The following is a 22,465-nucleotide window of genomic DNA, read 5'->3' as shown; positions in this document are numbered from 1 at the left end:
ACGGCAGAAAGCAGCCCCAGTCTCGCTCCGTGTCTGAGGCGTACCATCCGGTGTGTCATTCCCGTTACTCTCCGCTTCCTGTCCTGCTGCCTGCCTAGCGCAGGGTGGCCCCTGTCGCTTTGGCGACTGCGGCAACAATACGCTCGGACACCGCTTCCAGTTCCGCATCCGTCAGACTCTTGTCCACCGGCTGCAACGTCACTTCAACGCCCATGGAGCGGTGGCCTTCCGGCACATGCTCGCCTTCATACAGGTCAAACAGACTGACATCAGAAACAAGAGCGCGGTCTGCGCCCTTCACAGCTTTCAGCAGTTTTTCCCCCGGCACATCGCGTGCCACCACAAAGGCAAAATCACGCCGGACCGGCTGGAAAGCCGAGAGTTTTGGCGCGCTCTTCTTGCGGCGTTTGGGTTCCGGCACGGCGTCCAGCAGGATTTCAAACCCTACCACCGGCACATCAATCCCTTCCGCCTGCAACAGAGACGGATGCAGTTCCCCAAAATAACCCAGCACCATTTTCGGCCCCTGACGCAGCACGCCAGAGCGGCCCGGATGGTACCATGAGGGCGCATCCGGCGTTGCACTCACGCCTTCAATGGCAACACCGAGCTGCGTGAGCAACTCCAGCGCATCAGCTTTGGCCGCCCAGAGAGACACATCCGCGCTGACCTGCCCCGGATAACGCGGCGTATGGCCAGTCCGTACGCCAGCGGCAATCTGCTGCTGCCCGTCTTCCGAGAACCCGGCCCCAATTTCAAACAGGCCCAGATCGGCCCAGCCGCGTGCGGCGTTGCGCTGGCTGGCGGCAACCAGATTAACCATGGGGGTCGGACGCATCTGGTCCAGATCAGACGCAATCGGGTTCAGCAGGCGCAGGCTATCCGGCGCGCCACCAAACCGCAGCGCATCTTCATGCGAGACAAAGGAGAACCCGACCGTTTCCACCAGACCACGCGCCGCCAGCACACGGCGGGCACGGGCTGTACGGATCTGGCGCGGCGTAAGCGCCACACCCGGCACCACGCTCACGGGCGGCAGCGGCACAGGGGGCACCGCATCCAGCCCTTTCAGGCGCAGGATTTCTTCCACCAGATCACTCTCGGCTTCAATCTGCTCAACGCCTTCGGCCGCACGGGCCGCCTGATCGGCTGGCAGATCGCGCCCCTGAGCCAGAACTGGCTTCTGCGCAATATCATTCCGCCAGGACGGCACGCTGGCCAGCACATGGGTTTCCGTTTTGTCCTGAACTTCAAAGCCCAGCTTTTCCAGCAGAGCGACGCTTTCCTCAGCGGGGACATCCAGGCCGCCCAGATCGCGCACGCGGCTGAAGCGCAGCGTCGCCTCACGCTGCCATGCGGGCGGCGCACCGGCAGAGACAACCTCACTGGCCTCACCACCGCACAGATCAACAATCATGCGGGTTGCTGCTTCCATCGCTGCCACGGGCAGCGCCTGATCCACACCGCGCTCAAAGCGGTAGCTGGCGTCAGAAGACAGGCCCAGACGGCGGCAGCTCAGCGCGATATGCACCGGGTCAAACAGCGCACATTCAATAAAGACATCCGTTGTGCCCTCATCCGCACCGGAGGCCTCCCCGCCCATAATCCCCGCAACGGACTGGACGCCATTGGCGTCCGTAATCACGCAATCATCCGGGGAGACAGTGTAATCCTGCCCGTCCAGTGCTTTGAAGGTTTCTCCGGCACCGTGGCAGAGCGTCAGGCGGTTGCCAGAAAGTTTTTTAACATCAAAGACATGCAGCGGGCGGCCAAGATCAAAACAGAAGTAGTTGGTAATATCCACCAGCGTGGAAATAGACCGCAGGCCAATGCTCTCCAGCTTACGCCGCAGCCAGTCCGGGCTGGGACCGTTCTTTACACCGCGCACCGTACGGCCCAGCACCCACGGACAGGCTTCCGGATAAGCGTTTTCCCACACAACCGGGGACTCAAACGTCCCTTCCACCGCTTCAGCCAGCCAGGGCCGCAGCGTGCCCAGACCAGCCGCAGCAAGATCTCGCGCAATGCCGCGCACGCTCAGCGCGTCACCCCGGTTGGGGGTAATGGCAATTTCAATCACCACATCATCCAGACCGGCAAAATCAGCGTAGGACTGGCCGGGGAAGGTCTCCTCCGGCAGTTCAGCAATACCGCCGCTCTCTTCACCCAGACCCAGTTCACGCAGGGAGCACAGCATACCGCCACTCGCTTCACCACGGATCTTGCCTTCCTTGATGGTAATATCCAGCCCCGGCACATACGTCCCCGGCTTTGCAAAAATCACGGCAAGCCCGGCCCGGGCGTTTGGGGCCCCGCACACAACCTGCACATCATTCATGCCCGGCCCGGCATCCACCCGGCAGACCTGAAGGCGGTCGGCGTTCGGATGCTGCGTGGCTTCCAGAATACGGGCGGTCAGGAACGGCTCAAGAGCCGCACCGGGATTTTCCACCCCTTCAACCTCAAGGCCGATCTGGTTCAGTTTGGCGCAGATTTCCTCAACCGTGGCTGAGGTTTCAAGATGGTCATACAGCCATGAAAGCGTAAATTTCATGTCTTACACCCCTTCGTGCAGCAGTGCGGGCGCAAGCGGGTCAGACCCGTAATGACGCAGCCAGCGGATATCACTCTCATAAAACGAACGCAGGTCCGGAATCCCGTTCTTCAGCATGGTCAGGCGCTCCACCCCCATCCCGAAGGCAAAGCCCTGCCATTCCCGCGGGTCCAGACCACAGTTGGCCAGCACACGAGCGTGAATCATGCCGGAGCCCAGCACTTCCAGCCAGTCTTCCCCACCACCAATTTCACCTGTGCGACGAGACCAGCCAATGTCCACTTCCATGGACGGCTCGGTAAACGGAAAATAGGAGGAGCGGAAACGCACCGGCAGATCCGGCTTGTCAAAAAACACGCGCAGAAACTCAATCAGGCAGCCTTTCAGGTGCCCCAGCGTAATGCCCTGCCCGACCACCAGACCTTCGCACTGGTGGAACATGGGGGAATGGGTCGCATCATGGTCCGCACGATAGGTCCGGCCCGGGCAGATCACACGGATCGGCGGCTTCTGGCTCAGCATGGTACGGATCTGCACGCCGGAAGTCTGGGTGCGCAGCACGCGCGCCACATCCAGCCCCGGCACGGGCGGCAGATAGAACGTATCATGGTCGGTGCGGGCCGGGTGATGGTCCGGCGTGTTCAGGGCGGAAAAGTTATGCCAGTCCGTCTCGATATCCGGCCCTTCCGCCACGCTGAAGCCCATGGAGCCAAAAATGGCGGTCATTTCTTCCACAGCGCGGCTGATGGGGTGCAGAGCGCCCTGTGCCGTTCCGGGCGGCGGCAGGCTGATATCCACACGTTCCGCCACAAGACGCGCTTCCAGTGCTGCGGCTTCCAGTTCCTGCCCACGGCTTTCAATCGCGCGTGTCAGGTCATCCCGCAGGCGGTTGAGGGCACCGCCCCGGGCCTTGCGTTCATCCGGGGCCATTTTCCCCAGCGCCTTGAGCAGTGCCGTCAGGCGGCCCGATTTACCCAGTGTGCCCACACGCACGGCATCCCATGCCCGCATATCAGCCGCACCGGCCAGTTCCGACAGGACGTCCTGCCGGAGAATCTCAAGATCGTCGCTCATGAAACCTCACACGAGAGGGGAAAATGCTATGAGGCGGATAGCCGCTCAGCCGCGCGGAGAAAACCCCCAAGCCGGAAAAACAGCCACCAGAACAGAAAAAGGCCGCCCTTACGGACGGCCTTTTTCAGAGCAAATCGGCCAGAAGCATCAGGCAGCCAGAGCAGCCTGAGCTTTCTTCACGATTTCCGCAAACGTTGCGGCGTCATCAAAAGCGATGGCGGCCAGAACTTTACGGTCGATTTCAATGCCAGCCTTGTCCAGACCGTTGATGAAACGGCTGTAGGTCAGGCCGTGCTCACGCACAGCAGCATTGATACGCTGGATCCACAGAGCGCGGAATTCGCGCTTTTTGTTCCGGCGGTCACGGTATGCGTACTGGAGAGACTTTTCAAGCCGTTCCAGAGCAATACGGTAGTTTGTAGAAGACCGGCCACGGAAGCCCTTGGACATGTCCAGGACTTTTTTGTGACGGGCGTGGGTTGTTACACCGCGTTTTACACGTGCCATATCTCAGATGCTCCTCAAACCAGCCCGTAGGGTGCCCACTGCTTGACGGTACGGCCGTCCTGCGGTGTCATCACCTGTGCGCCACGGTTGCTGCGCTTCATTTTCTGCGGACGCTTGATCATCCCGTGACGCTTACCGCACGGACCTGAGAGCACCTTGCCGGTCGCGGTGATTTTGAACCGCTTTTTGACCGACGATTTGGTCTTCATCTTGGGCATTTCTTTACTCCTGAAAGCTCGAACCGCGTCCCTCTGTTGCCAGAGCGACAAAACACGGCCGGGCATGCCCCACAAGCCCGGACGCGTGTAACGAAGCCGCTCACATAACGGAAAGCGTTCAGAGTTTCAAGCGGCATCTGAGCGGGATTTTTCAGCAAGGATATGGTAGGCTCACTCATACGTCAGATCTTTCCTGCCCCCGGGCAAAGCCGTGCGGCCCCTGCCGCCCCACTCTGGAAAGACCGCGCGCAAGGCCACGTTTTCTGCATCCCGCAGGCAACCTACCTCCGTCCCGCGCTTTACTCTGACCAACAGGGGCCTGTGTGCAGCACAGCGAGCCAGTGCGCTGTGGTTAAACGATTTTCTTTCTGCACCAGACTGGCCCCACAACAGAATACTGGCCTTACAACAGAATGAGGTATGCCGATTTCCATGATTGCCCTTTCCAGCGCCACACTCCGCCAGCTTCCGCCGCAGGTTCTCACCCCCGCCTATGACCGCAGCAAAACCACACCGGGCATCGCCCATCTGGCGGTCGGCAATTTTCACCGGGCACATCAGGCACTCTATGTTGATCGGGTTCTGGCGCGTCCCGGCCAGCAGGACTGGGCAATTGTCGGGGTCGGACTGCGTGACAACGCACGGGAAACCCGCCGCGCCGCCATCATGGCAGAACAGAACGGCCTTTATACCCTGACGGAATTTGCCCCGGACAACACACACACCATCCGCGTTCTGGGTGGCATTACAGAGTATGTGCAGGCCGCAAAGGACCGCGCCGCCGCCATCCGCCGCCTCGCAGACCCCACCATTAAAATTGTCAGCCTGACCATTACCGAGGGCGGCTATTATGTGGATGCGAGCGGGAAATTCATGCTGGATGACCCAGCCATTGCTGAAGACCTCAAACGCGCCGTGCCTGAAACCGCGTTTGGGCTGGTGACGGAAGCCCTGCGCCTGCGGCGTGATAATGGCACCGGCCCCTTTACCGTCATGACCTGTGACAACCTGCGGGACAACGGCACCGTCGCCCGCACCGCCTTCTGCACCTTTGCAGAAGCGCGGGACCCGGCTCTGGGCGCCTGGATCAGGGAAAACGTCACCTTCCCTTCCACCATGGTGGACCGCATCACGCCGTCAGTCTCTGAGGCCGACGTGGCTCGTCTGGACGCCATGAGCGGCGTGGCCGACCAGATGCCCCTTTTTGCGGAGGACTTCACCCAATGGGTGATTGAAGACAAATTCTGCGCTGGCCGCCCGGAACTGGAAGCCGTCGGGGTAGAGTTTACGGATGATGTCGGACCGTATGAGCAGGTCAAACTGCGGATGCTCAACGCCTCCCACTCCATGCTCGCCCTGCCCGGCCTGCTGATGGATTATGATACCGTCCCGCACGCCATGGCGGATACGGGGCTTGTCACCCTGCTGGAACAGTTTCTGGCGCAGGATGCCTGTCCATCCATCACCCCGCCAAAAGGCGTGTCTCTCAGCGACTATGCGCATCAGGTCCTGCACCGCTTCCGCAATCCGGCGGTTGGGGATCAGCTTCTGCGCATCGCGTCTGACAGCGCATCAAAACTGCCGGTTTTCTGGACTGATACTGTCAAAGGTGCGCTGAAAGCCGGTGCTGACCATCGGCGCATCGCGTTCGGGGTGGCCTGCTTCCTTGAATATCTGCGTGGTCAGACCGAGAGCCAGAAGACTTACAAACTCTCCGAACCCGGCCTGCCGGATGCCGCCAGAGCACTGGCGCTGGAGGATGATCTGGCAACCGGCCTGACCATGCCGGTTTTTGCGGGATGGAATCTGGAGCAGTACCCGGCTTTTGTGGAGGACGTCGTCAAACTGCGCCGTAGCATCCGCACACAGGGCGCGCGCGAGACACTTACGCAACTCGGACTATAATTCTTGTTATAACGGAAAGGGTCTGCTTTACTTTCATAAAGCAGACCCTTCCTGCCTTACCTTGCGCACAGCAAAACAGCCCGCTCACTCTCTCACAGCCGTCTTTTTATTACGCTATAGACGCATGCCTTACATGCAAAACAGACGCTGTCCATATACACGTAAATATAGTCAAGAGAGAAACTGGCCGTTTTCCATAACATTCTCGTGTTTCAAATAAATCTTATTCAGGTTTTACCGCTTCACGCGGAAACCTATGCGTTTATTTGCGGACCAAATCCAGATAAGTTTTGTCCACTATTAAATAACAGACCTTCAGACGGCAGGTTCCCGGACCTCCCGAAGAGGGAGACTGGGCGTTTTCAGTCTTTCAGCTTCGGCTGGCTGTCGTATGCACAGGATTGGGGGTAGAGTGATTAAACGTCTCTTAGCAGGAGCTGTCGGGGCTGGTGTCCTGGGCGGGCTCGGGTTTCTGTATTATGCTTGGTATCCGCCGATTGCCACAATACAGCCGCCGGCTGCCAGCAGCTTTTCCGCCGAGCAGATTGACCGCGGCCGCATTGTCGCGGCTGAAGGCTATTGCGCGGAATGCCACACCCGCACAGATAATGGCGGCGGCCCTGAGCTTGCCGGTGACTACAAGATGGAAACCCCGTTCGGGGCAATCTATTCTTCCAACATCACCCCGGACCCGGAAATGGGGATTGGCGCATGGTCAGAAGAGGCGCTGCGCCGCTCCCTGCGTTACGGCGTCTCCCGTCAGGGTGTGCATCTGATCCCGGCGTTCCCGTATGATCACTTCACCAAAATGACGGATCAGGATATTTCTGATCTGTATGCCTATCTGATGACGCGCCCCGCCGTGCATATGGCCCGCCGCCCGAATGAGCTGCCCTTCCCGCTTAGCCTGCGTATTTTCCAGGCGGGCTGGAAGCTGATGTTCTTCACCCCCGGCGTCTACAAACCCGACCCCAGCCATGATGCACTGTGGAACCGTGGTGCCTATCTGGCAGAAGGCAATGCCCATTGCGGCGCCTGCCATACGCCACGTAACCTGATGGGGGCCGAAAAGAAGGGCTCCATGTATGATGGCGCTGTGGTGGATGCGTGGATTGCCCCCCCGCTGAACGACAAGAACCCGACGCCCACCACATGGACGGAAGACGAGCTGTACCAGTATCTGCGCTTTGGCGTGGCACCGCTGCACGGCCCGGCTGGCGGCCCCATGTCCCCCATCCCGCACCGCTTCCTCTCTCAGGTGCCCGATTATGATGTGCATGCCATTGCACATTACTATGCGGATGTGGACCACGCGGCCGAACGGCAGGGGCATGACAAGGCCGCCCTTGCCCGCGCCATGGAGCAGTCCAAAAAAGATCTGATCGGCCTGAATACGCTGGACCCGGATGCCCGCCTGTATCAGGGCGCCTGTGGGGCCTGCCATTACAACGCGGCACCCATGCCCGTGCTTGGCCGCCCGGATCTCGCGCTGAACAATGCGCTGTGGCTGGATGAGCCGACCAACCTGTATCAGGTCATGCTGCACGGTCTGACCGCGGAAGAAGGTCAGTCCGGCGTTGCCATGCCCAGCTTCTATAACGCTCTGTCCGACGCAGATATGGCCCGTATCGCCGCCTACCTGCGCCGCACCCGCACCACGCTGCCGCCCTGGACAGACCTTGAGAAGAAAGCTGCGGAAATTCGCAAGACCGTTAAAACCCTTCCCGTCAATTCTTCTCACTAAGGCGGCACACGGAGCCACTCATGATTAAGTTCAAACTCAATGGCCGTGACGTTTCCGTCGATGTGCCGGAAGATACCCCCCTGCTCTGGGCCCTGCGTGACGAGCTGGACCAGACAGGCACCAAATTTGGCTGTGGCGTTGGCCAGTGCGGCGCCTGCACGGTGCATGTTGGCGGCCGCGCCACGCGCTCCTGCATCACGCCGGTCAGCTCCGTTGAAGGGGCTGAGATCACCACGATTGAAGGCCTGCACCCCGAGGGTGAACACCCCGTACAGGTGGCATGGCGGGACATTCAGGTTCCGCAGTGCGGTTACTGCCAGTCCGGCCAGATCATGCAGGCCGTCAGCCTGCTGAAGGACTATCCGGACCCGACGGATGAAGAAATTGACGGCGTAATGGGCGGCAGCCTGTGCCGCTGCATGACGTATGTCCGCATCCGCAAGGCCATCAAAAAAGCCGCCGCCGCCATGCGTGAGGAGAAGTCTAATGGGTAAACTGGAACGCATTGCAGCCCGGCAGGACCGTGCGGCCGGACGTGGCCCGACCCGCCGCGGCGTGCTGCTGACAGGCCTTGGCTCGGCGTTCATGTTCGGGTTTGCGCGGGAGGCCTCCGCCGCCCAGACTTTCCCGCAGAACAGCAGCCTGCCCGGCAATGGCGCATTTGAACCCACCGTCTGGTGCTCCATCCGCCCGGATGGTGTCGTCAACGTCAACATCATCCGTGCGGAAATGGGCCAGCATATCGGCACCGCCCTCGCTCGTATCATTGCGGATGAAATGGAAGCCGACTGGGATAAAGTCCGCATTACCTATGTGGATACAGACCCGAAATGGGGCCTGATGGTCACCGGTGGGTCATGGTCCGTGTGGATGACATGGGATGTCTTCCGTCAGGCCGGTGCGGCCGCCCGCACCGTGCTGGTGGAAGAAGGCGCTAAACTGCTCGGCACCTCCGCCGCCAGTTGCGCCGCCCGCAATGGCCGGGTGGTTGCAGGCAACCGCTCCGTCTCCTTTGGGGACATTGTCAGCCATGCGCGCCCCACGCGGTCCTTCACACCGGATGAGATGGCCAAGCTGCCGCTCAAACCGCACTCTGAGCGCCGCCTGATTGGCAAGGAAGTCCGGGCGCTGGACATTCCGGCCAAAACGGATGGCACCGCCATTTACGGGATCGACGCCAAGCTGGACGGCATGGTGTATGCGCGGCCCAAACTGCCGCCTACGCGCTATGGCTCCAAAGTCGTTTCCGTGGATGACAGTGAAGCCAAAAAGATCAAAGGCTATCTCCGCTACATCGTTCTGGAAGACCCGTCCGAAACGGTGCCCGGCTGGGTGGCTGTTATTGCCTCTACCTATCCTGCCGCCATCCGCGCAACCGATGCGCTGAAGGTTACGTGGACACCGGGCAAGACGGCCAATGTCTCGGAAAAAGACATTCTCGAACATGGCCGCAAGCAGATTGCCGAAAAAACCGGTGGCACCTGCGTGTTCAATGATGATGGGGTGGATGCCGCTTTCTCCTCCGCCAAACAGGTTTTTGAACGCACCTATACCTGCGCCTCCGTGCTGCATTACCAGCTTGAGCCGATGAATGCTCTGGCCCGCCTGCAGGATGGCAAATGGGAAATCCATTGCGGTAACCAGTGGCAGTCCCTGTTCCTGCCGGTAATTGCCAAGGCTCTTCAGGTGAAAGAGTCCGACGTTATCATGCGCAGCTATCTGCTGGGCGGTGGCTTTGGCCGACGCCTGAACGGGGATTACGCGGTTCCCGCTGCTCTGATTTCCAAGGCGCTGGACGGCAAGCCGGTCAAGCTGATCCTCACCCGCTCGGATGATATGCAGTTTGACTCCTTCCGCTCCCCGTCCATCCAGACGGTGCGCGTGGCGCTGGACGACCAGAAAAACCTCAAGGGCTGGCAGCATCATGCCTCCGCAGGCTGGCCGACCCGTGTTATGGCAGCCGCCTTCATGGAAAAAGGTGCTGACGGCAAACCGTATGATCAGTTCGCCATTGCAGGTGCTGACCACTGGTATGATGTCGGCCCGATGCGTGTCCGCGCGCTTGATAATGATCTGGCAGACGCCACGTTCCGCCCCGGCTGGCTGCGTTCCGTGAGCTCCGGCTGGACGCCATGGGCGCATGAAGCATTTTTGGATGAACTGGCGCATGACCTCGGCCATGACCCGGTCGAGTTCCGCCTCTCCCTGCTGACAGCCAAAGGCCGCAACGCGGGCAAGGCACCGGATTCCGTTGGTGGCGCGACCCGTCAGGCCAATGTGCTGAAGCGTCTGGTAGAAAAATGCGGCTATGGCAAAGCCCAGTTGCCGCCTGATACCGCCATTGGCATTGCGACCACCTTCGGGCAGGAACGCGCGATGCCGACATGGACGGCGGGGGCTGTGCAGGTCCATGTGGATCGCAAAACCGGTGCTGTCACCTGCCAGAAAATCTGGCTGGTGCTGGACGCCGGAACCATTGTGGACCCGGATGGCGCTATGGCCCAGACGGAAGGTGGCGCTCTGTGGGGCCTGAGCATGGCACTGTTTGAGAACACCGAAATTGAAAACGGCAACGTGCGGGACCGTAACCTGAACACCTACACCCCGCTCCGCATTACCGATATCCCGGAGATGGATATTGAATTTGTGGACAGCACGGAAAAGCCCATGGGTCTGGGCGAACCGGGTGTAACGACCATTGGTGCAGCCATTGCCAACGGTGTGTTTAATGCTGTGGGTGTCCGCCTGCGCCACCAGCCCATCCGCCCCGCGGATGTTCTGAAAGGTCTTTCCGAGAAAAAATCTGCATAACGCAGACTTTTTTCGGAACGAATAAAACGGTTAAAAAAACCGGCGCGCTCTTCTGAGCAGCCGGTTTTTTTGCTCTATCGACAGGGGCGTTGAAATCACCCCCTAAGACAAGCTTGTCATAATATTCTGAGCCTGATTAAGGCGGAGTATGACCCTTGTTAGCGAGGGCCTTTACAGGCTGGAAGCTGCTTGGTCGTCAAACCTTCCACCGCAACACAGCGCCAGATGATCTTGCTCTGGTCAAGCAAGGAAGGAATCAGCCGGATGCTCTTACCGCCAGAATTGATAACAAGCGTCATGTTTTGCTGATTGTAGAGCAGGCGATCTCCGTTGGGCAGGCCAGTCGGCACACCAAGACTTGCAAGGGAAGCTGGGGGTTGGCGGTTATTAAAATAGGCGTTTGTCAGCGCATTGCGTGCGACTGCGGTCTCGTTCACCATCTTAATTGCCTCAAACCTTGCCGTTACATCCTTTAAAAAAGGCAATCCAAACGCAAAGGCGAACAACAAAATATAGATATAAATTATAAGGGCAAACAGACCGCCGCTACGCCCTGCGTAAGGCACGCACAACGCAAGGAGGTAGGAAAATTTTGAGCGTGCAGGAATAAAGGCCTCTCGCGACGTGACACGGGCCACGCGCTTTGTCAGCCACGGATATCCTGCTGTCAGTTCATGCAGAGACATCCAGAAACCTGAAGTTTCACGCACCTGCAGGCAAAACTGTTCAAGATCAAGATCTCTCCAGCGCTTATGCCCGGCAGCCAACGCAGCCAGGGCCCGCCCGGCATTGTCCGGCGATGAGCAACAGGCGAGGCCATATCGGTCACAGGAAGTTTCACGCGCACGAGAATACGCAGCGCCCAGCAGCGGAAGCCACAATGCTGGCCAGCGCAGGAACATTTTACCAAGGTGGCGCATGTGCAGGTGACCAATTTCATGCCCCAGATAAAAACGGACACCGTCCGGGTTAGCTCTCATGGCATCGACAACATCGGAAAGAAGCACTACGTACTGAGCACCCAAAAAACGCGTAGCAAATGCATTCATGGCACCGTTGCCATGCAGAATGTAAACCTCCGGCCACGGCTCCATCTTCAGTGTGGCGCAACATTCCGCAAACTGCTGGTGCAGGTCTGGGAATTGCCGTGATGTTAGCAGAACACCATTGCCCTTGATGTAAGAAATGAGAGCTGACTGTGCAAAAAGATAGAAAATATACCCCACAAGAAGAACAAGCAGGGCAACACCAAATGTACCAACAAGAAGAAGCAACCAGAAAATGATACCCAGAACGAGTGTTATTTTCTCTAATGTTCTTTCTTTAGGATAAATAAGAGACGACATTTTATAATTTTCTCGCTTTAAAAGACCATGGCCTGATCTGAAATTCTCAAAAAAAATACAAAATCTTGAAGGATAGATAAAATCCTTCAAGACAAGAGACGGCCATAACGATTTAAAGGCTACTGCATGAAGAAAATCATGAACAGATATTTTTAAGCTTCTTCATTGTCTTCATATATTTATAAAAACATTGATTAAGAACGCCAATGATTAATATTCTCTAATAAATAAAAATATTAATAAACCGAATTAACCATTACAATAACAAGAAATAATAATAAAATAACGCAGGGCTTATCTATATAATTAAAAATTAAATATTTAATTTCATCAAAGAAATGGAATTTCGAGAAAAAGTCTTCTTGCGGTTTTTTACGCAAGAAGACTTTTTAGACTTAAACTTTTAAAGACGCCGCAGCCGACCGGATTGCCCGCGCCATGGCTTCCACGCCGTTACCCCGGTTGGTGGACAAAGCCTGCACCAGCCCCAGATCCCGTAAAAACTGAGGATCTGTCTCCATAATTTCCTCACGTGACCGCCCGGAATACACCCGCAGCAGAAGCGCTACCAGCCCGCAGACAATCGCAGCATCGGAAAGCCCGGCAAAGTAGAGCTTGCCACCCTCTTCCTGTGCTTCCAGCCAGACCTGACTCTGGCAACCGGGCACCCGGTGATCATCATTGCACCACTCCGGCGGAAAGGGCGGCAGTTTGCGACCCATTTCAATGATGTACTGGTAGCGTTCCATCCAGTCGTCAAAGACGTCGAGTTCATCACGGATAGCGTCAATCGCTTCGGAGGCTGTGTCTTCCTCCGGCAAAACAAAAGGTGCGTTCATTACAGAATAAACCGGCTGAGATCACCCTTGCGGGCCAGAGGAGCAACTTTTTCCTGAACCAGAGAGGCCTCAACATGAATGGCCTCCCCTTTTCTGTCAGACGCCGTGAAGGAGATTTCCTCCAGCAGCTTTTCCAGCACCGTGGCCAGACGGCGTGCACCAATATTTTCCACACGCTCGTTAATGTCCGCAGCCAGTTCAGCCAGCGCATCCACCGCGCCGTCCGAGAATGTCAGCGTCACATCTTCCGTGCTGAGGAGTGCCGTATATTGTTTCAGCAAAGAATGTTCAGGGTCTGTCAGAATACGGCGCAGATCCTCACGGGTCAGCGGCTGAAGTTCCACACGGATAGGCAGACGCCCCTGCAATTCCGGCAGCAGGTCAGACGGTTTGGCAAGATGGAACGCACCGGAGGCAATAAACAGGATATGGTCCGTTTTCACCGGGCCATATTTGGTGGACACCGTCGTGCCTTCAATCAGCGGCAGCAGGTCACGCTGCACACCCTCGCGCGAGACATCGCCACTCCGGCCACCACCATCGGCGGCACGCCCACAGACCTTGTCAATTTCATCCAGAAAGACAATGCCGTTTTCCTGTGCATGGGCCACGGCTTCCCTCGTCAGGGCCTCCGTATCCAGCATCTTGTCCGCTTCTTCACGCTCCAGATACTCCCGCGCCGCCGCCACTTTCAGGCGGCGCTGCTGGGGTGTCTTGCTCATGAAGTTTTTCATCATCTCGCTAAAGTTGATGACCTGACCGGGGACCATCCCCGGCATCTCGCCACCGCCTGCCGGAGCAGCCTCCACAACCGCGATATCGACTTCTTTATCTTCAAGCTGGGCATCCCGCAGCATGGTGCGGAATTTGTTCTTGGTCTCGGCCGAGGCCGTTGCCCCGACCAGCGCTTCAACCAGCCGGTCTTCCGCCGCCTGCGCTGCACGGACCGAGACATCCCTGCGTCTGACGTCCCGCAGCATGGTGATGGAGGCTTCGACCAGATCCCGCACAATGCTTTCCACATCGCGCCCCACATAGCCGACTTCCGTAAACTTGGTGGCCTCAACTTTTAAAAACGGAGCCTGCGCCAGTTTTGCCAGCCTGCGGGCAATCTCGGTTTTCCCGCAGCCTGTCGGGCCGATCATCAGGATGTTTTTGGGCACAACTTCTTCGCGCAGCCCTTCGGCCAGTTGCGCACGCCGCCAGCGGTTGCGCAGCGCAATGGCCACAGCCCGCTTGGCGTCACCCTGCCCGACAATAAAACGATCAAGCTCCGAGACAATTTCCCTCGGAGAAAAGGTCGGTGCATCCATCAGGAAGAAACCTTATCTGTTGAAGGAGAGGCCGTCAGCGTTTCCACCCTGACAGAATGGTTCGTATAAACGCAGATATCCCCGGCCACTTTCATGGACCGCCGCACAATATCCTCCGCATCCAGCCCTTCAACAGTCAGCAGCGCCCGAGCGGCAGAGAGGGCAAAATTCCCCCCGGACCCAATGGCGATAATGCCGTCTTCCGGCTCCAGAACGTCACCATTGCCTGTCAGGGTATAGGAATGTTCAGCATCAGCCACCGCCATCATGGCTTCCAGCCGCCGCAGGTAACGGTCTGTCCGCCAGTCTTTTGCCAGTTCAACACAGGCGCGTTCAAGCTGATTGGGGTAGCGCTCCAGCTTGGCTTCCAGCCGCTCAAGCAGCGTAAAGGCATCCGCCGTGGCACCAGCAAATCCGGCCAGAATGGAACCGGAAGGGCCAATCCGCCGCACCTTACGGGCGTTCCCTTTAATCACGGTCTGACCGAGCGTGACCTGCCCATCTCCGGCCATAGCCACAGTGGGGCCACGCCGGACACAGAGGATTGTTGTCCCGTGCCATCCGACGGGATCATGCGAGGAGGAGGCTGTGTGAAAGCTTTGCATAGTAGCAAGAGATAAGCTTTCCTGCCGCCAGCACAAGAGGCCTGCGGGCAGGAAAGCACCGCTTATGCGGCCAGCATGGCCCTGACATCCCCCAGCAGCGCGTCCCGCGTGTAGGGTTTATGCAGGACCGTGACCCCTTCCGGCAGGGACGCAAGATCTGCATAGCCGGTGACAAACAGCACAGGCAGTTCCGGACGCACGGTATGCAGGCGGCGGGCGACTTCATCCCCGTTCATGCCGGGCATCATCACATCCATCACAACCAGCGCGATATCCGGTTTATCGGCAATCACCCCCAGCGCCTCGGCTCCGCTGGCGGATTCCAGAACCGCATATCCGGCGCGGCGCAGGAAACCGGCTGTTACAGCCCGCACTCCCGGTTCATCATCCACCACAAGAATAGTTTCGCCCTGCTGGACGGGCGGCAGTTTCTGCGGAGAGGCCGCCTGCACCCGTGCGGGCGTAATAGACGGTACCGCCGGGCGTTCTTCCGCCATGGCCGGTAGCCAGAGTTCAATGGACGTGCCGCCACCCGGCACACTTTCCACCCGCACTTCCCCCCCGCAATGATTGATGAAGCCATAGATCATGGACAGGCCAAGCCCGGTGCCCTGCCCGATCCCTTTGGTAGTGAAGAACGGATCAAAAATGCGGGCCTGCATTTCTTCCGTCATGCCCACGCCGCGATCCATCACCTGAACCACAACCCAGGCTTCCCCATTATGCGTATTGCTCACAAGCCCGAGCGGACGTGCCGCCTGCCGGACAGAAACAGTCGTCGCACCGCCTTCCGGCTGCGCATCCAGCGCGTTCACGCACAGATTAAAGACCGCCAGTTCCAGTTGTGTTGCGTCCGTCCAGACCACAGGCAAGGGCGCATCAGGCAGTTCAAACTGCACCGTGCTGATGCGGCTGCTGGAATAGCCGCCCTCCGGCCCCAGCACTGCCTGAATTTCATCCGGAACTTTCCCCTGAGACATAAAACTTTGCAAGGATGCCATCAGTTTTCGCAAATCAACCTGCTGGCAGGCCAGATGGCGGGGACGACTGAAATCCAGAAGCTTTTGCGTCAGTGCACCGCCGCGCCGTGCGGCTTCCAGCGCGTTATGGAACAGCCGGGCCACACCGGGCTCCTTCGGCGGCTCCAGATCCATCACCAGTTCCAGTGAGCCGAGAATAGCCGTCAGAAGATTATTAAAGTCATGGGCAATCCCGCCAGCCAGCGTGCCAATGGCCTGCATTTTTTCAGCCTGACGCAGGCGCTGCTCCATGGCCAGCAGATCTGTCACATCCCGGTCAATCAGGATGGAATAGTTTTTCAGGCCCGCTGCCCCGCCGGACACAGTCACTCCCGGCTCACCGTCCAGCCGCACGCGCGTCAGGTCATGCCAGCGGGCCTGCCCGTCCGGCCCGGCCAGTTGCAAAATCTGCTGATCCCGGCCAGAGGAATCCAGAACCCTCTGCGCTTCTTTCAGGCTATCCAGACGGGTAGCGTCCACCAGCTCTTCTTCCGTCTGGCCAACGCAGGCCTCTATGCTCCGGCCGAACCGGTCCGCCATCTGGCGGTTGAGACGAATAAAGCGCCCGGTCTCTTCCTTGAACGCCAGACCAAACGGCAGGTTATCCAGCAGCCCACGCAGCAAAAGCTGTTCGCATTGCAGCTCTTTTTCCAGACGATAGCGGGACGCCGCCTGCCCCACCATGGAGAGCAGGGTTTCATCATCCCAAGGCTTATAGGCAAAAAAGGAAATCTGCCCCTGATTCAACGCGGCTTCCACCGCGGTGATATCCGCATAGCCCGTCAGCAGAATAGCCCCGGCGGAAGACAGCAGTCTGGCCCGGGCCAGAAACACATCCCCCGTCATGCCCGGCATCCGCTGGTCGGACACAATCACCGCTACGTCAGACCGTTGCTTCAGCAGCGCAAGCCCCTGCTCCCCCGAGGATGCGGAAAGCACGTCATACGCGTCTTCCAGCAGGTCTGTCAGAGCAATCAGTATTTCCGGCTCGTCGTCCACAATAAGGACAACGGGCCTTTTGTCAGGTTCAGGCAGCATGGGTGCGCCTTTCCTCTTCAGCCCGATAGGGCACACGCAACGTAAAGCAGGCTCCGCCGTTCTCCCGAGCATCGGTCACAACAATACTCCCGTCATGGGCCTGCACAACGCCATACGCGGTCGCCAGCCCGAGCCCTGTTCCTGAGCCTACAGGTTTTGTTGTGAAAAACGGTTCAAAAACGCGTTCCTGAAGATCTTTCGGCACACCCGGTCCGGTATCACTAATCCGGATAACGTAATCTTGTCCCGTATGGGTGGTGGCAGGCTCCAGAGAGGACGTAATTTCAATCCTATCCTCCTCGCCCGCGGCAAGGCCCGCAGCCTCCTGCTCACGCTGCTTTTCCGTAATGGCGTCGGCAGCGTTGCTGACAATATTCATGACCACCTGATTGACCAGCGCGGCCTGACAGAACAGGTCCGGCGGGGCGTCCAGCGCACAGATCACACGAATATTCTGGCCCAGCTTGGGAGCCAGCAGCGTCAGAACCATATCAATGGCTTCCGGCACATCCAGACGGCTGAACTCCCCCTCCTCCAGCCGTGAGAACCGCCGCAGGCTCACCACCAGATCCCGCATCCGGGAGAGGCCGATGAGGGAGGCCGCCAGACGCTCACTGCTTTTTGCCAGCGCCTGCTCCGCCGCCAGCGTATCGCCTTCCCGCACGGCGCTGAGGGCGCGGGAAATACTGCGATTCACGGTATTTTCATGCGCCAGAACAAAAGCGAGCGGGTTGTTGAATTCATGCGCAATCCCGGCAGCCAGTTCTCCAAGGGACGCCATTTTAGCGGACTGCACCAGCTTGGCCTGCGCCTCAATCAGCTTGCGGTTGGCTGAGGCCAGATCCGCATTCACGCGCCGCAGCGCATCCGCCAGTGCCATACGGGCGCGGGCACTTTCAATATGTGCTTCTTCCCGGCGGGTTTCATCCTGCACCATTTTACGCCGCACAAGGCTGCTGATGCGCGCTACCAGCAGGTCCGGCGCGATATCCGCATCCACCAGATCATCCACGCCGGCGCTAAAGGCCATGCTGGCCATCTGGCCGGAAAGCTGGCCGCCTTCCACCATGCCCAGCACGCGCATGCACTGCCGGGTCCGGCGGCGCATAGCCACAACCGTATGGGCAAAGGCCAGACCATCAAAGGACGGACAGGCCAGATCCACGACAAGACAATCCGGCTGGTCCTTGCCCACAGGGCAGTTTGCCAGATTAAAATCAGCCGGATCGTCAATCAGAGAGACCGTGGCTCCGTGCCGCCGCAGCAAATCCTGCAACACAGGCGGGGCATCCCGCCCGCCGCCCCGCCAGGACCACAACAACCCTCCCGGCGCCGTCGCAATAGCAACGCTGGGCTGGCGGAATGTTCCCCCGGCGCGGGAGAGCGGATCTTCATCATTTTCCCGCAGCAGACCACAGACGCGGAACATCAGAAAAGCCGGATCAGCCTGACGGCTCAGGCAGGCATCCGCCCCCTGTTCCAGCACCAGCCGTTCCTGCTCGGCATCCGGCGCCTCAAGCAGAACCAGAACAGGAATACTGCGGGTCACGGCATTCACGCGCAGCCGCTGGCACAGCCGCGCCACGGACATATCCGGCAGGGTGCCGGCCACCACCAGCAGATCCGGCAACTGGCTTTCAAACCCCGCAAAGGCCTGACATCCCGTGGAGACAGACTGAACCTGCAAGCCGCGCTGGGTCAGCAGCGCGGAAAAAGCGCCCTCACCCACGGGGTCCAGCCCCACCAGCAAAACGGTACCCGAACCAACTGTCATCTCAATCCCGCATCCCGCACCTGTTGTTCCGGAGCGCACATCACGTTGTTCAGGTGTCCTGCTTTCTTCCGCTATTTTTTCTACATCATGCCCTTGCCTGACGGCCACAGAGGCCGCGCATTCATGAGCGTGAATCGCTCTATCTAACCAAATCCCGACGGTCCCGTCTGTTCGCGAATGCGTTACCAGAGGGAGAATTCAGCCTATCACCCAGACGCCCCTTACGGCCTGTTATAGCAGGAAAGCCACAGCAACCACCTTTTAGGTCATGCATCTGTGCCCTCCTGCCTGTCTTGTGTATAATCGCGGCAATTCTGTGCGCGCCTGCCGGTTTCTTGAGCGCGGCACACCCTGCTTTTACTGGCCGAGGAAACACCAGACCCATGGACCCCACCCCCAACCGTGCTGATGCTCATCGGCCGTTTTCTTTTGTCTCAGACGCATCAGGCAGCAGCTCTCCCGCCCTCAGGCTGGCGCGCGCCGGGCTCTGGGCCGTCTGCTATTTTTTCTTCTATTTCATTCAGCAACTGGCTGAACTGTTTGCCCCGCTGCTGCTGATTGCCGGTGTTGCGTGGAAAGCCCTGCCGGTGCTGATTGGCGCCGTCTCACACGTCAGCGCCTCTGCGGACCCTCAGGCGCGGGATGCCATTGCCAACGTCGCCTCCGCCATTCCGGCACAGATCACGGTCGCAGGCCACACGCTGACAGCCAGCAGCATGGTCTGGGATGGCATTTTGCTCATGGGTCTGGCAGCAGCCGGTGCCACTCTGGCCACGCTGGCTGGCCGCAATATGTAATCTGGCTGACTGTCATCTAACGGGCCACGCCGCTACAACCTTCCCCCACCCTGCACCGGGTGGGGTGAGACCTCATCCCGGCAGATACAGACGGGCGGCAGCGGGCCAGACCCGCACAATATCCTCCCACCACTCATAACAGGCCACGCCTGCCAGCATGGCCACAATAAGGCTGACGCACCACGCCCATCGCCAGAAAGCGTCCGTCAGCATCCAATCCCGCACACTCTGCACCTGCCCCTCCGACTCTGCTCCCTTATTCTGCGCATAAGCCGTGAACTGAAAAGGGCGACTGTGCATACTCCGCTCTTCCGGTGCCGCAGGACGCGCCTGAGGGAACCTACCTACAGCCGCACCCCGTAACGGCCTCCAAACGTGCTGCACGCCCTGTCCCGGCCGTTGTGCTTCAGACGCTGAGGGAACTGCAGCCCTGAACGGACCTGCACCAGAAATCGAATCGACAGCACCGCCTTCCCTCCGTTACACTGGCTCCATGCGTAACCCCCGCCCTTCCTGCCTGCCACTGGCTGGCAGACCCGTGCTTTCACCATGATTCGTCTCAGCAACGTCTCGTGGCGCAGGGAGCGTAAAGCAAGCACACCGGTGCTCTCCAACCTGTCCTTCTCGGTGCCTCAGGGGGGCTTTCGCTGGCTGCTCGGGCCGTCCGGTGCGGGCAAGACAAGTCTGCTCAGCCTGCTGCATGTAGAAAACCTGCCCTCCGACGGCACACTCTGCCTGCTGGATAAGGATGTTACCGCACACACGCCCCGCGCTGTTCTGGTCCGCCTGCGGCAAAGAATCGGCATGGTACATCAGGATTTCCGGCTGATGCCGGACCTTTCCGTGGCCGATAACGTCGCTCTTCCCTTACGTCTGCAACACAGGCCGGAAGACGAGATTACGGACGAGGTGCACGCCATCCTGAAATGGGTAGGGCTTGGGAACCAGCTGAACGTCCGCGCCTCCCGCCTGTCTGGCGGGGAACAGCAGAGGACGGCCATTGCGCGCGCCATTGTACACCGCCCCGGCCTGATTCTGGCCGATGAACCCACCAATGCGCTGGAAGAACCTCAGGCCCATAAATTGCTGGATATGTTCAGTGAACTCAGCAGCATGGGCACCACAGTTATTGTCGCCACCCATAATGAGGCACTGGTCCGCCGCCTGCCCCGCCCGGCGCTGACACTGGAACGCGGCCACCTTGTGCAGGATGGAGCCTGAGCCATGGCCCTTCCCTTTTCCGGCCGGAAAGACGGCCTCTCCCTTTCAGAAGCGCTGCCGGACAGAAGCCTGTTCATTCTGGTCGCGATGATGAGTTTTCTCGCCGCCCTGACGCTGACGGGTGCCACCGGCGCCCGCACCCTCTCCACCCGATGGGCTGGCGGTGCCGCGCAATTGCTTACCATTCAGGTCTCAGAACCTGATCAACCTCTGAGTGGAGCCAGCAAGACCGACAAAACCGCCCCCCAGAGCCGGGCCGAGACCGTGCTGGCGGACCTCGCCACCCTTCCGGCAGGCACGCAGGTCCATCGGCTGACGCAGGAGGAACTGGCCCGTCTGCTCACCCCATGGCTCGGCGATGCGGGTAAAACCGCCCTGCCGCTCCCGGCCGTGATTGAGGTACGTCTGGCTGAAGGGCATGAAGCCCCGGCGGATCTGGAACAGACGCTCAATGCGCATGTGCCCGGCACCGTAGTGGAACATAATGCTGAATGGAGCAGCCGCCTGCGCGCACTGGCCGAGAGCCTGATGGCCTGCGCGGCTCTCGCGCTCGTCACCGTGGGCGGCATTGCAACCATGATTACCGCGCTGGCCACAAGAGCAGGCCTGTCAACCCGGCGCGATATTATTGAAATCCTGCACGGGCTTGGAGCAACTGATAGCTATATTGCCGGGCGCTTTGCCAGTCGCACCGGCGGGCTCGCCCTTGGCGGCGGCGTGCTGGGCACGCTGCTGGCGATGGCCCCGCTCCTGCTGCTTTTCCGCATGGCCGCCCCGTTTGCCGCCTCCACACTTCAGGCGGCCACGCCTGCCATGCCGGACTGGCGCACCCTGCCTGACCTTCTGCCGGGTGATATGCTGGCGGGCCTTGCCGCTCTGCCATTTGTAGCTGCTTTTATTGGCTGGACGACCACGCAGATCATGGTCCGCATTTGGCTGCGACGGATGCCATGAGGCGCGAGGCCAGCCGCCACCGCCCCTCCCGCCTGTCCCGCTTTATCCTGTGGTGGCTTAAAATGGGGCTGCTTGTCTGTCTGGCACTTTGCGGCGCCTTTGGGTGGTTTGTGTATGACGCGCTCCGCCCAGCCCCGGACAACATGCCGCACACCGATGGCATTGTCGCCCTCACTGGCGGGCAAGGCCGGGTAGACACATCCCTGCGCCTGCTGATGCAAAACCGGGGAGATAAACTGCTAATTTCCGGAGTGGACCCGCAGGCCACCCAGCAGGACCTTCTGCCGCCCCACCTGCCGGACAGCGTGAAAGACCGGGTAACGCTGGGTTATCTGGCCCGCTCCACCATTGAAAACGCCAGTGAGACCGCCGCATGGGTGGTGGATAACCATATCCATACCCTGACCGTTGTGACCGCAGGCTACCACATGCGCCGGGCGCTGGTGGAACTACGCCGCACCCTGCCGGGTGTGACGCTCTACCCTTACCCCGTCATCCCGCCTGCGCTGGAACACCCTTTTGAACGCTCAACCCAGCACCTCCTCCTGCGGGAATTTGCAAAATGGCTTGGTGCGCTTGCGGGTTTTGTGCATCCACCAGCGGGCGTCGCGGGTTAGGTGAAAGATCGCAGGAACGGTGTTCGTTAAGGGGGGGGAAGTGGAATGTCCGGTTTCGGAAACAGCCTTCAGGAAGCTGACATTATATAAGGCAGTGTCACCTAAATCACGAACCCTTCCGCGCACGAC

General features: G+C 59.3%; 19 protein-coding genes. 8 read left to right on the top strand and 11 right to left on the bottom strand.

Going from position 1 to position 22,465, the window contains the following annotated elements; genetic code table 11:
* Positions 1–94 precede the first annotated feature (94 nt).
* From pheT to rpmI, 4 genes are all read right to left on the bottom strand, one after another.
* Complete coding sequence (gene pheT, locus KP699_RS04785) at positions 95–2,554, bottom strand: phenylalanine--tRNA ligase subunit beta (RefSeq protein WP_215761799.1); 2,460 nt, start codon at positions 2,552–2,554, stop codon at positions 95–97.
* A 3-nt stretch (positions 2,555–2,557) separates the two neighbouring features.
* Complete coding sequence (gene pheS, locus KP699_RS04780) at positions 2,558–3,628, bottom strand: phenylalanine--tRNA ligase subunit alpha (protein WP_086655328.1); 1,071 nt, start codon at positions 3,626–3,628, stop codon at positions 2,558–2,560.
* Between the two features lie 147 nt (positions 3,629–3,775).
* Positions 3,776–4,135, bottom strand: a complete 360-nt coding sequence (gene rplT / locus KP699_RS04775; RefSeq protein WP_025825489.1) for a 50S ribosomal protein L20 — start codon at positions 4,133–4,135, stop codon at positions 3,776–3,778.
* Between the two features lie 14 nt (positions 4,136–4,149).
* Positions 4,150–4,353, bottom strand: coding sequence for a 50S ribosomal protein L35 (gene rpmI / locus KP699_RS04770; protein WP_077930063.1), 204 nt, complete (start codon positions 4,351–4,353; stop codon positions 4,150–4,152).
* Positions 4,354–4,785: 432 nt separating this feature from the next.
* Between rpmI and KP699_RS04765 the strand changes: the two genes are divergently transcribed.
* From KP699_RS04765 to KP699_RS04750, 4 genes are all read left to right on the top strand, one after another.
* Positions 4,786–6,258: a mannitol dehydrogenase family protein gene (locus KP699_RS04765; RefSeq protein WP_215761837.1), complete on the top strand. Its 1,473-nt coding sequence runs from the start codon at positions 4,786–4,788 to the stop codon at positions 6,256–6,258.
* A gap of 412 nt (positions 6,259–6,670) precedes the next feature.
* A complete protein-coding gene (locus KP699_RS04760) occupies positions 6,671–8,002 on the top strand; it encodes a cytochrome c (RefSeq protein WP_215761798.1) in 1,332 nt (443 codons plus the stop codon).
* A gap of 20 nt (positions 8,003–8,022) precedes the next feature.
* Positions 8,023–8,496: a (2Fe-2S)-binding protein gene (locus tag KP699_RS04755; protein ID WP_025825495.1), complete on the top strand. Its 474-nt coding sequence runs from the start codon at positions 8,023–8,025 to the stop codon at positions 8,494–8,496.
* A complete protein-coding gene (locus KP699_RS04750) occupies positions 8,489–10,813 on the top strand; it encodes a molybdopterin cofactor-binding domain-containing protein (protein ID WP_215761797.1) in 2,325 nt (774 codons plus the stop codon). The genes KP699_RS04755 and KP699_RS04750 overlap by 8 nt, the downstream gene beginning before the upstream one ends.
* 158 nt (positions 10,814–10,971) lie before the next feature.
* On the opposite strand, the gene KP699_RS04745 is transcribed toward KP699_RS04750, so the two are convergent.
* The 6 genes from KP699_RS04745 to KP699_RS04720 all read right to left on the bottom strand — a co-directional run bounded on the left by KP699_RS04745 (position 10,972) and on the right by KP699_RS04720 (position 18,747).
* On the bottom strand, positions 10,972–12,249 hold the full coding sequence (locus tag KP699_RS04745; RefSeq protein ID WP_215761796.1) for a M48 family metallopeptidase: 1,278 nt from the start codon (positions 12,247–12,249) through the stop codon (positions 10,972–10,974).
* 305 nt (positions 12,250–12,554) lie between these two features.
* Entirely contained in the window at positions 12,555–12,998 is a 444-nt protein-coding gene (locus tag KP699_RS04740) for a SufE family protein (RefSeq protein WP_212359053.1), read from the bottom strand.
* Positions 12,998–14,311, bottom strand: a complete 1,314-nt coding sequence (gene hslU, locus KP699_RS04735) for an ATP-dependent protease ATPase subunit HslU (RefSeq protein ID WP_215761795.1) — start codon at positions 14,309–14,311, stop codon at positions 12,998–13,000. The genes KP699_RS04740 and hslU overlap by 1 nt, the downstream gene beginning before the upstream one ends.
* Positions 14,311–14,916 carry an ATP-dependent protease subunit HslV gene (hslV, locus tag KP699_RS04730; RefSeq protein ID WP_025825502.1) on the bottom strand — a complete coding sequence of 202 codons (606 nt, stop codon included), beginning with the start codon at positions 14,914–14,916 and terminating at the stop codon, positions 14,311–14,313. The genes hslU and hslV overlap by 1 nt, the downstream gene beginning before the upstream one ends.
* A 62-nt stretch (positions 14,917–14,978) precedes the next feature.
* Positions 14,979–16,973: a response regulator gene (locus KP699_RS04725; RefSeq protein WP_215761794.1), complete on the bottom strand. Its 1,995-nt coding sequence runs from the start codon at positions 16,971–16,973 to the stop codon at positions 14,979–14,981.
* On the bottom strand, positions 16,963–18,747 hold the full coding sequence (locus tag KP699_RS04720; RefSeq protein ID WP_215761793.1) for an ATP-binding protein: 1,785 nt from the start codon (positions 18,745–18,747) through the stop codon (positions 16,963–16,965). The genes KP699_RS04725 and KP699_RS04720 overlap by 11 nt, the downstream gene beginning before the upstream one ends.
* Before the next feature lie 383 nt (positions 18,748–19,130).
* Here KP699_RS04720 and KP699_RS04715 point away from each other — a divergent pair, with 383 nt between their 5' ends.
* Positions 19,131–19,544, top strand: coding sequence for a hypothetical protein (locus KP699_RS04715; RefSeq protein ID WP_215761792.1), 414 nt, complete (start codon positions 19,131–19,133; stop codon positions 19,542–19,544).
* A gap of 72 nt (positions 19,545–19,616) precedes the next feature.
* On the opposite strand, the gene KP699_RS04710 is transcribed toward KP699_RS04715, so the two are convergent.
* Complete coding sequence (locus KP699_RS04710; protein WP_215761791.1) at positions 19,617–19,844, bottom strand: hypothetical protein; 228 nt, start codon at positions 19,842–19,844, stop codon at positions 19,617–19,619.
* Between the two features lie 249 nt (positions 19,845–20,093).
* Here KP699_RS04710 and KP699_RS04705 point away from each other — a divergent pair, with 249 nt between their 5' ends.
* From KP699_RS04705 to KP699_RS04695, 3 genes are read left to right on the top strand one after another with little or no spacing between them, the layout of a single operon-like run.
* The gene (locus KP699_RS04705) at positions 20,094–20,765 is read left to right on the top strand and encodes a cell division ATP-binding protein FtsE (protein ID WP_215761790.1); all 672 of its coding nucleotides are present in this window, start codon (positions 20,094–20,096) and stop codon (positions 20,763–20,765) included.
* Positions 20,766–20,768: 3 nt separating this feature from the next.
* Positions 20,769–21,719 (top strand): ABC transporter permease, encoded by a 951-nt coding sequence (locus KP699_RS04700; protein WP_086655336.1) that lies wholly within the window; start codon positions 20,769–20,771, stop codon positions 21,717–21,719.
* Positions 21,716–22,336, top strand: a complete 621-nt coding sequence (locus KP699_RS04695; RefSeq protein WP_215761789.1) for a YdcF family protein — start codon at positions 21,716–21,718, stop codon at positions 22,334–22,336. The genes KP699_RS04700 and KP699_RS04695 overlap by 4 nt, the downstream gene beginning before the upstream one ends.
* Positions 22,337–22,465: the final 129 nt, after the last annotated feature.

The organism is Acetobacter sp. P1H12_c, assembly GCF_018811975.1.
GTDB classification, from domain to species: domain Bacteria; phylum Pseudomonadota; class Alphaproteobacteria; order Acetobacterales; family Acetobacteraceae; genus Acetobacter; species Acetobacter persici.
Note: the sequence above shows the minus strand (reverse complement) of the source record. Positions and strands in the feature narration are given on the sequence as shown.

What these genes read in the sequence shown, in the direction of transcription:
- pheT (WP_215761799.1), bottom strand. Translation starts at nt 2,554, where the DNA reads ATGAAATTTACGCTTTCATGGCTGTATGACCATCTTGAAACCTCAGCC.
- pheS (WP_086655328.1), bottom strand. Translation starts at nt 3,628, where the DNA reads ATGAGCGACGATCTTGAGATTCTCCGGCAGGACGTCCTGTCGGAACTG.
- rplT (WP_025825489.1), bottom strand. Translation starts at nt 4,135, where the DNA reads ATGGCACGTGTAAAACGCGGTGTAACAACCCACGCCCGTCACAAAAAA.
- rpmI (WP_077930063.1), bottom strand. Translation starts at nt 4,353, where the DNA reads ATGCCCAAGATGAAGACCAAATCGTCGGTCAAAAAGCGGTTCAAAATC.
- KP699_RS04765 (WP_215761837.1), top strand. Translation starts at nt 4,786, where the DNA reads ATGATTGCCCTTTCCAGCGCCACACTCCGCCAGCTTCCGCCGCAGGTT.
- KP699_RS04755 (WP_025825495.1), top strand. Translation starts at nt 8,023, where the DNA reads ATGATTAAGTTCAAACTCAATGGCCGTGACGTTTCCGTCGATGTGCCG.
- KP699_RS04750 (WP_215761797.1), top strand. Translation starts at nt 8,489, where the DNA reads ATGGGTAAACTGGAACGCATTGCAGCCCGGCAGGACCGTGCGGCCGGA.
- KP699_RS04740 (WP_212359053.1), bottom strand. Translation starts at nt 12,998, where the DNA reads ATGAACGCACCTTTTGTTTTGCCGGAGGAAGACACAGCCTCCGAAGCG.
- hslU (WP_215761795.1), bottom strand. Translation starts at nt 14,311, where the DNA reads ATGGATGCACCGACCTTTTCTCCGAGGGAAATTGTCTCGGAGCTTGAT.
- hslV (WP_025825502.1), bottom strand. Translation starts at nt 14,916, where the DNA reads ATGCAAAGCTTTCACACAGCCTCCTCCTCGCATGATCCCGTCGGATGG.
- KP699_RS04725 (WP_215761794.1), bottom strand. Translation starts at nt 16,973, where the DNA reads ATGCTGCCTGAACCTGACAAAAGGCCCGTTGTCCTTATTGTGGACGAC.
- KP699_RS04720 (WP_215761793.1), bottom strand. Translation starts at nt 18,747, where the DNA reads ATGACAGTTGGTTCGGGTACCGTTTTGCTGGTGGGGCTGGACCCCGTG.
- KP699_RS04715 (WP_215761792.1), top strand. Translation starts at nt 19,131, where the DNA reads ATGGACCCCACCCCCAACCGTGCTGATGCTCATCGGCCGTTTTCTTTT.
- KP699_RS04710 (WP_215761791.1), bottom strand. Translation starts at nt 19,844, where the DNA reads ATGCACAGTCGCCCTTTTCAGTTCACGGCTTATGCGCAGAATAAGGGA.
- KP699_RS04705 (WP_215761790.1), top strand. Translation starts at nt 20,094, where the DNA reads ATGATTCGTCTCAGCAACGTCTCGTGGCGCAGGGAGCGTAAAGCAAGC.
- KP699_RS04700 (WP_086655336.1), top strand. Translation starts at nt 20,769, where the DNA reads ATGGCCCTTCCCTTTTCCGGCCGGAAAGACGGCCTCTCCCTTTCAGAA.
- KP699_RS04695 (WP_215761789.1), top strand. Translation starts at nt 21,716, where the DNA reads ATGAGGCGCGAGGCCAGCCGCCACCGCCCCTCCCGCCTGTCCCGCTTT.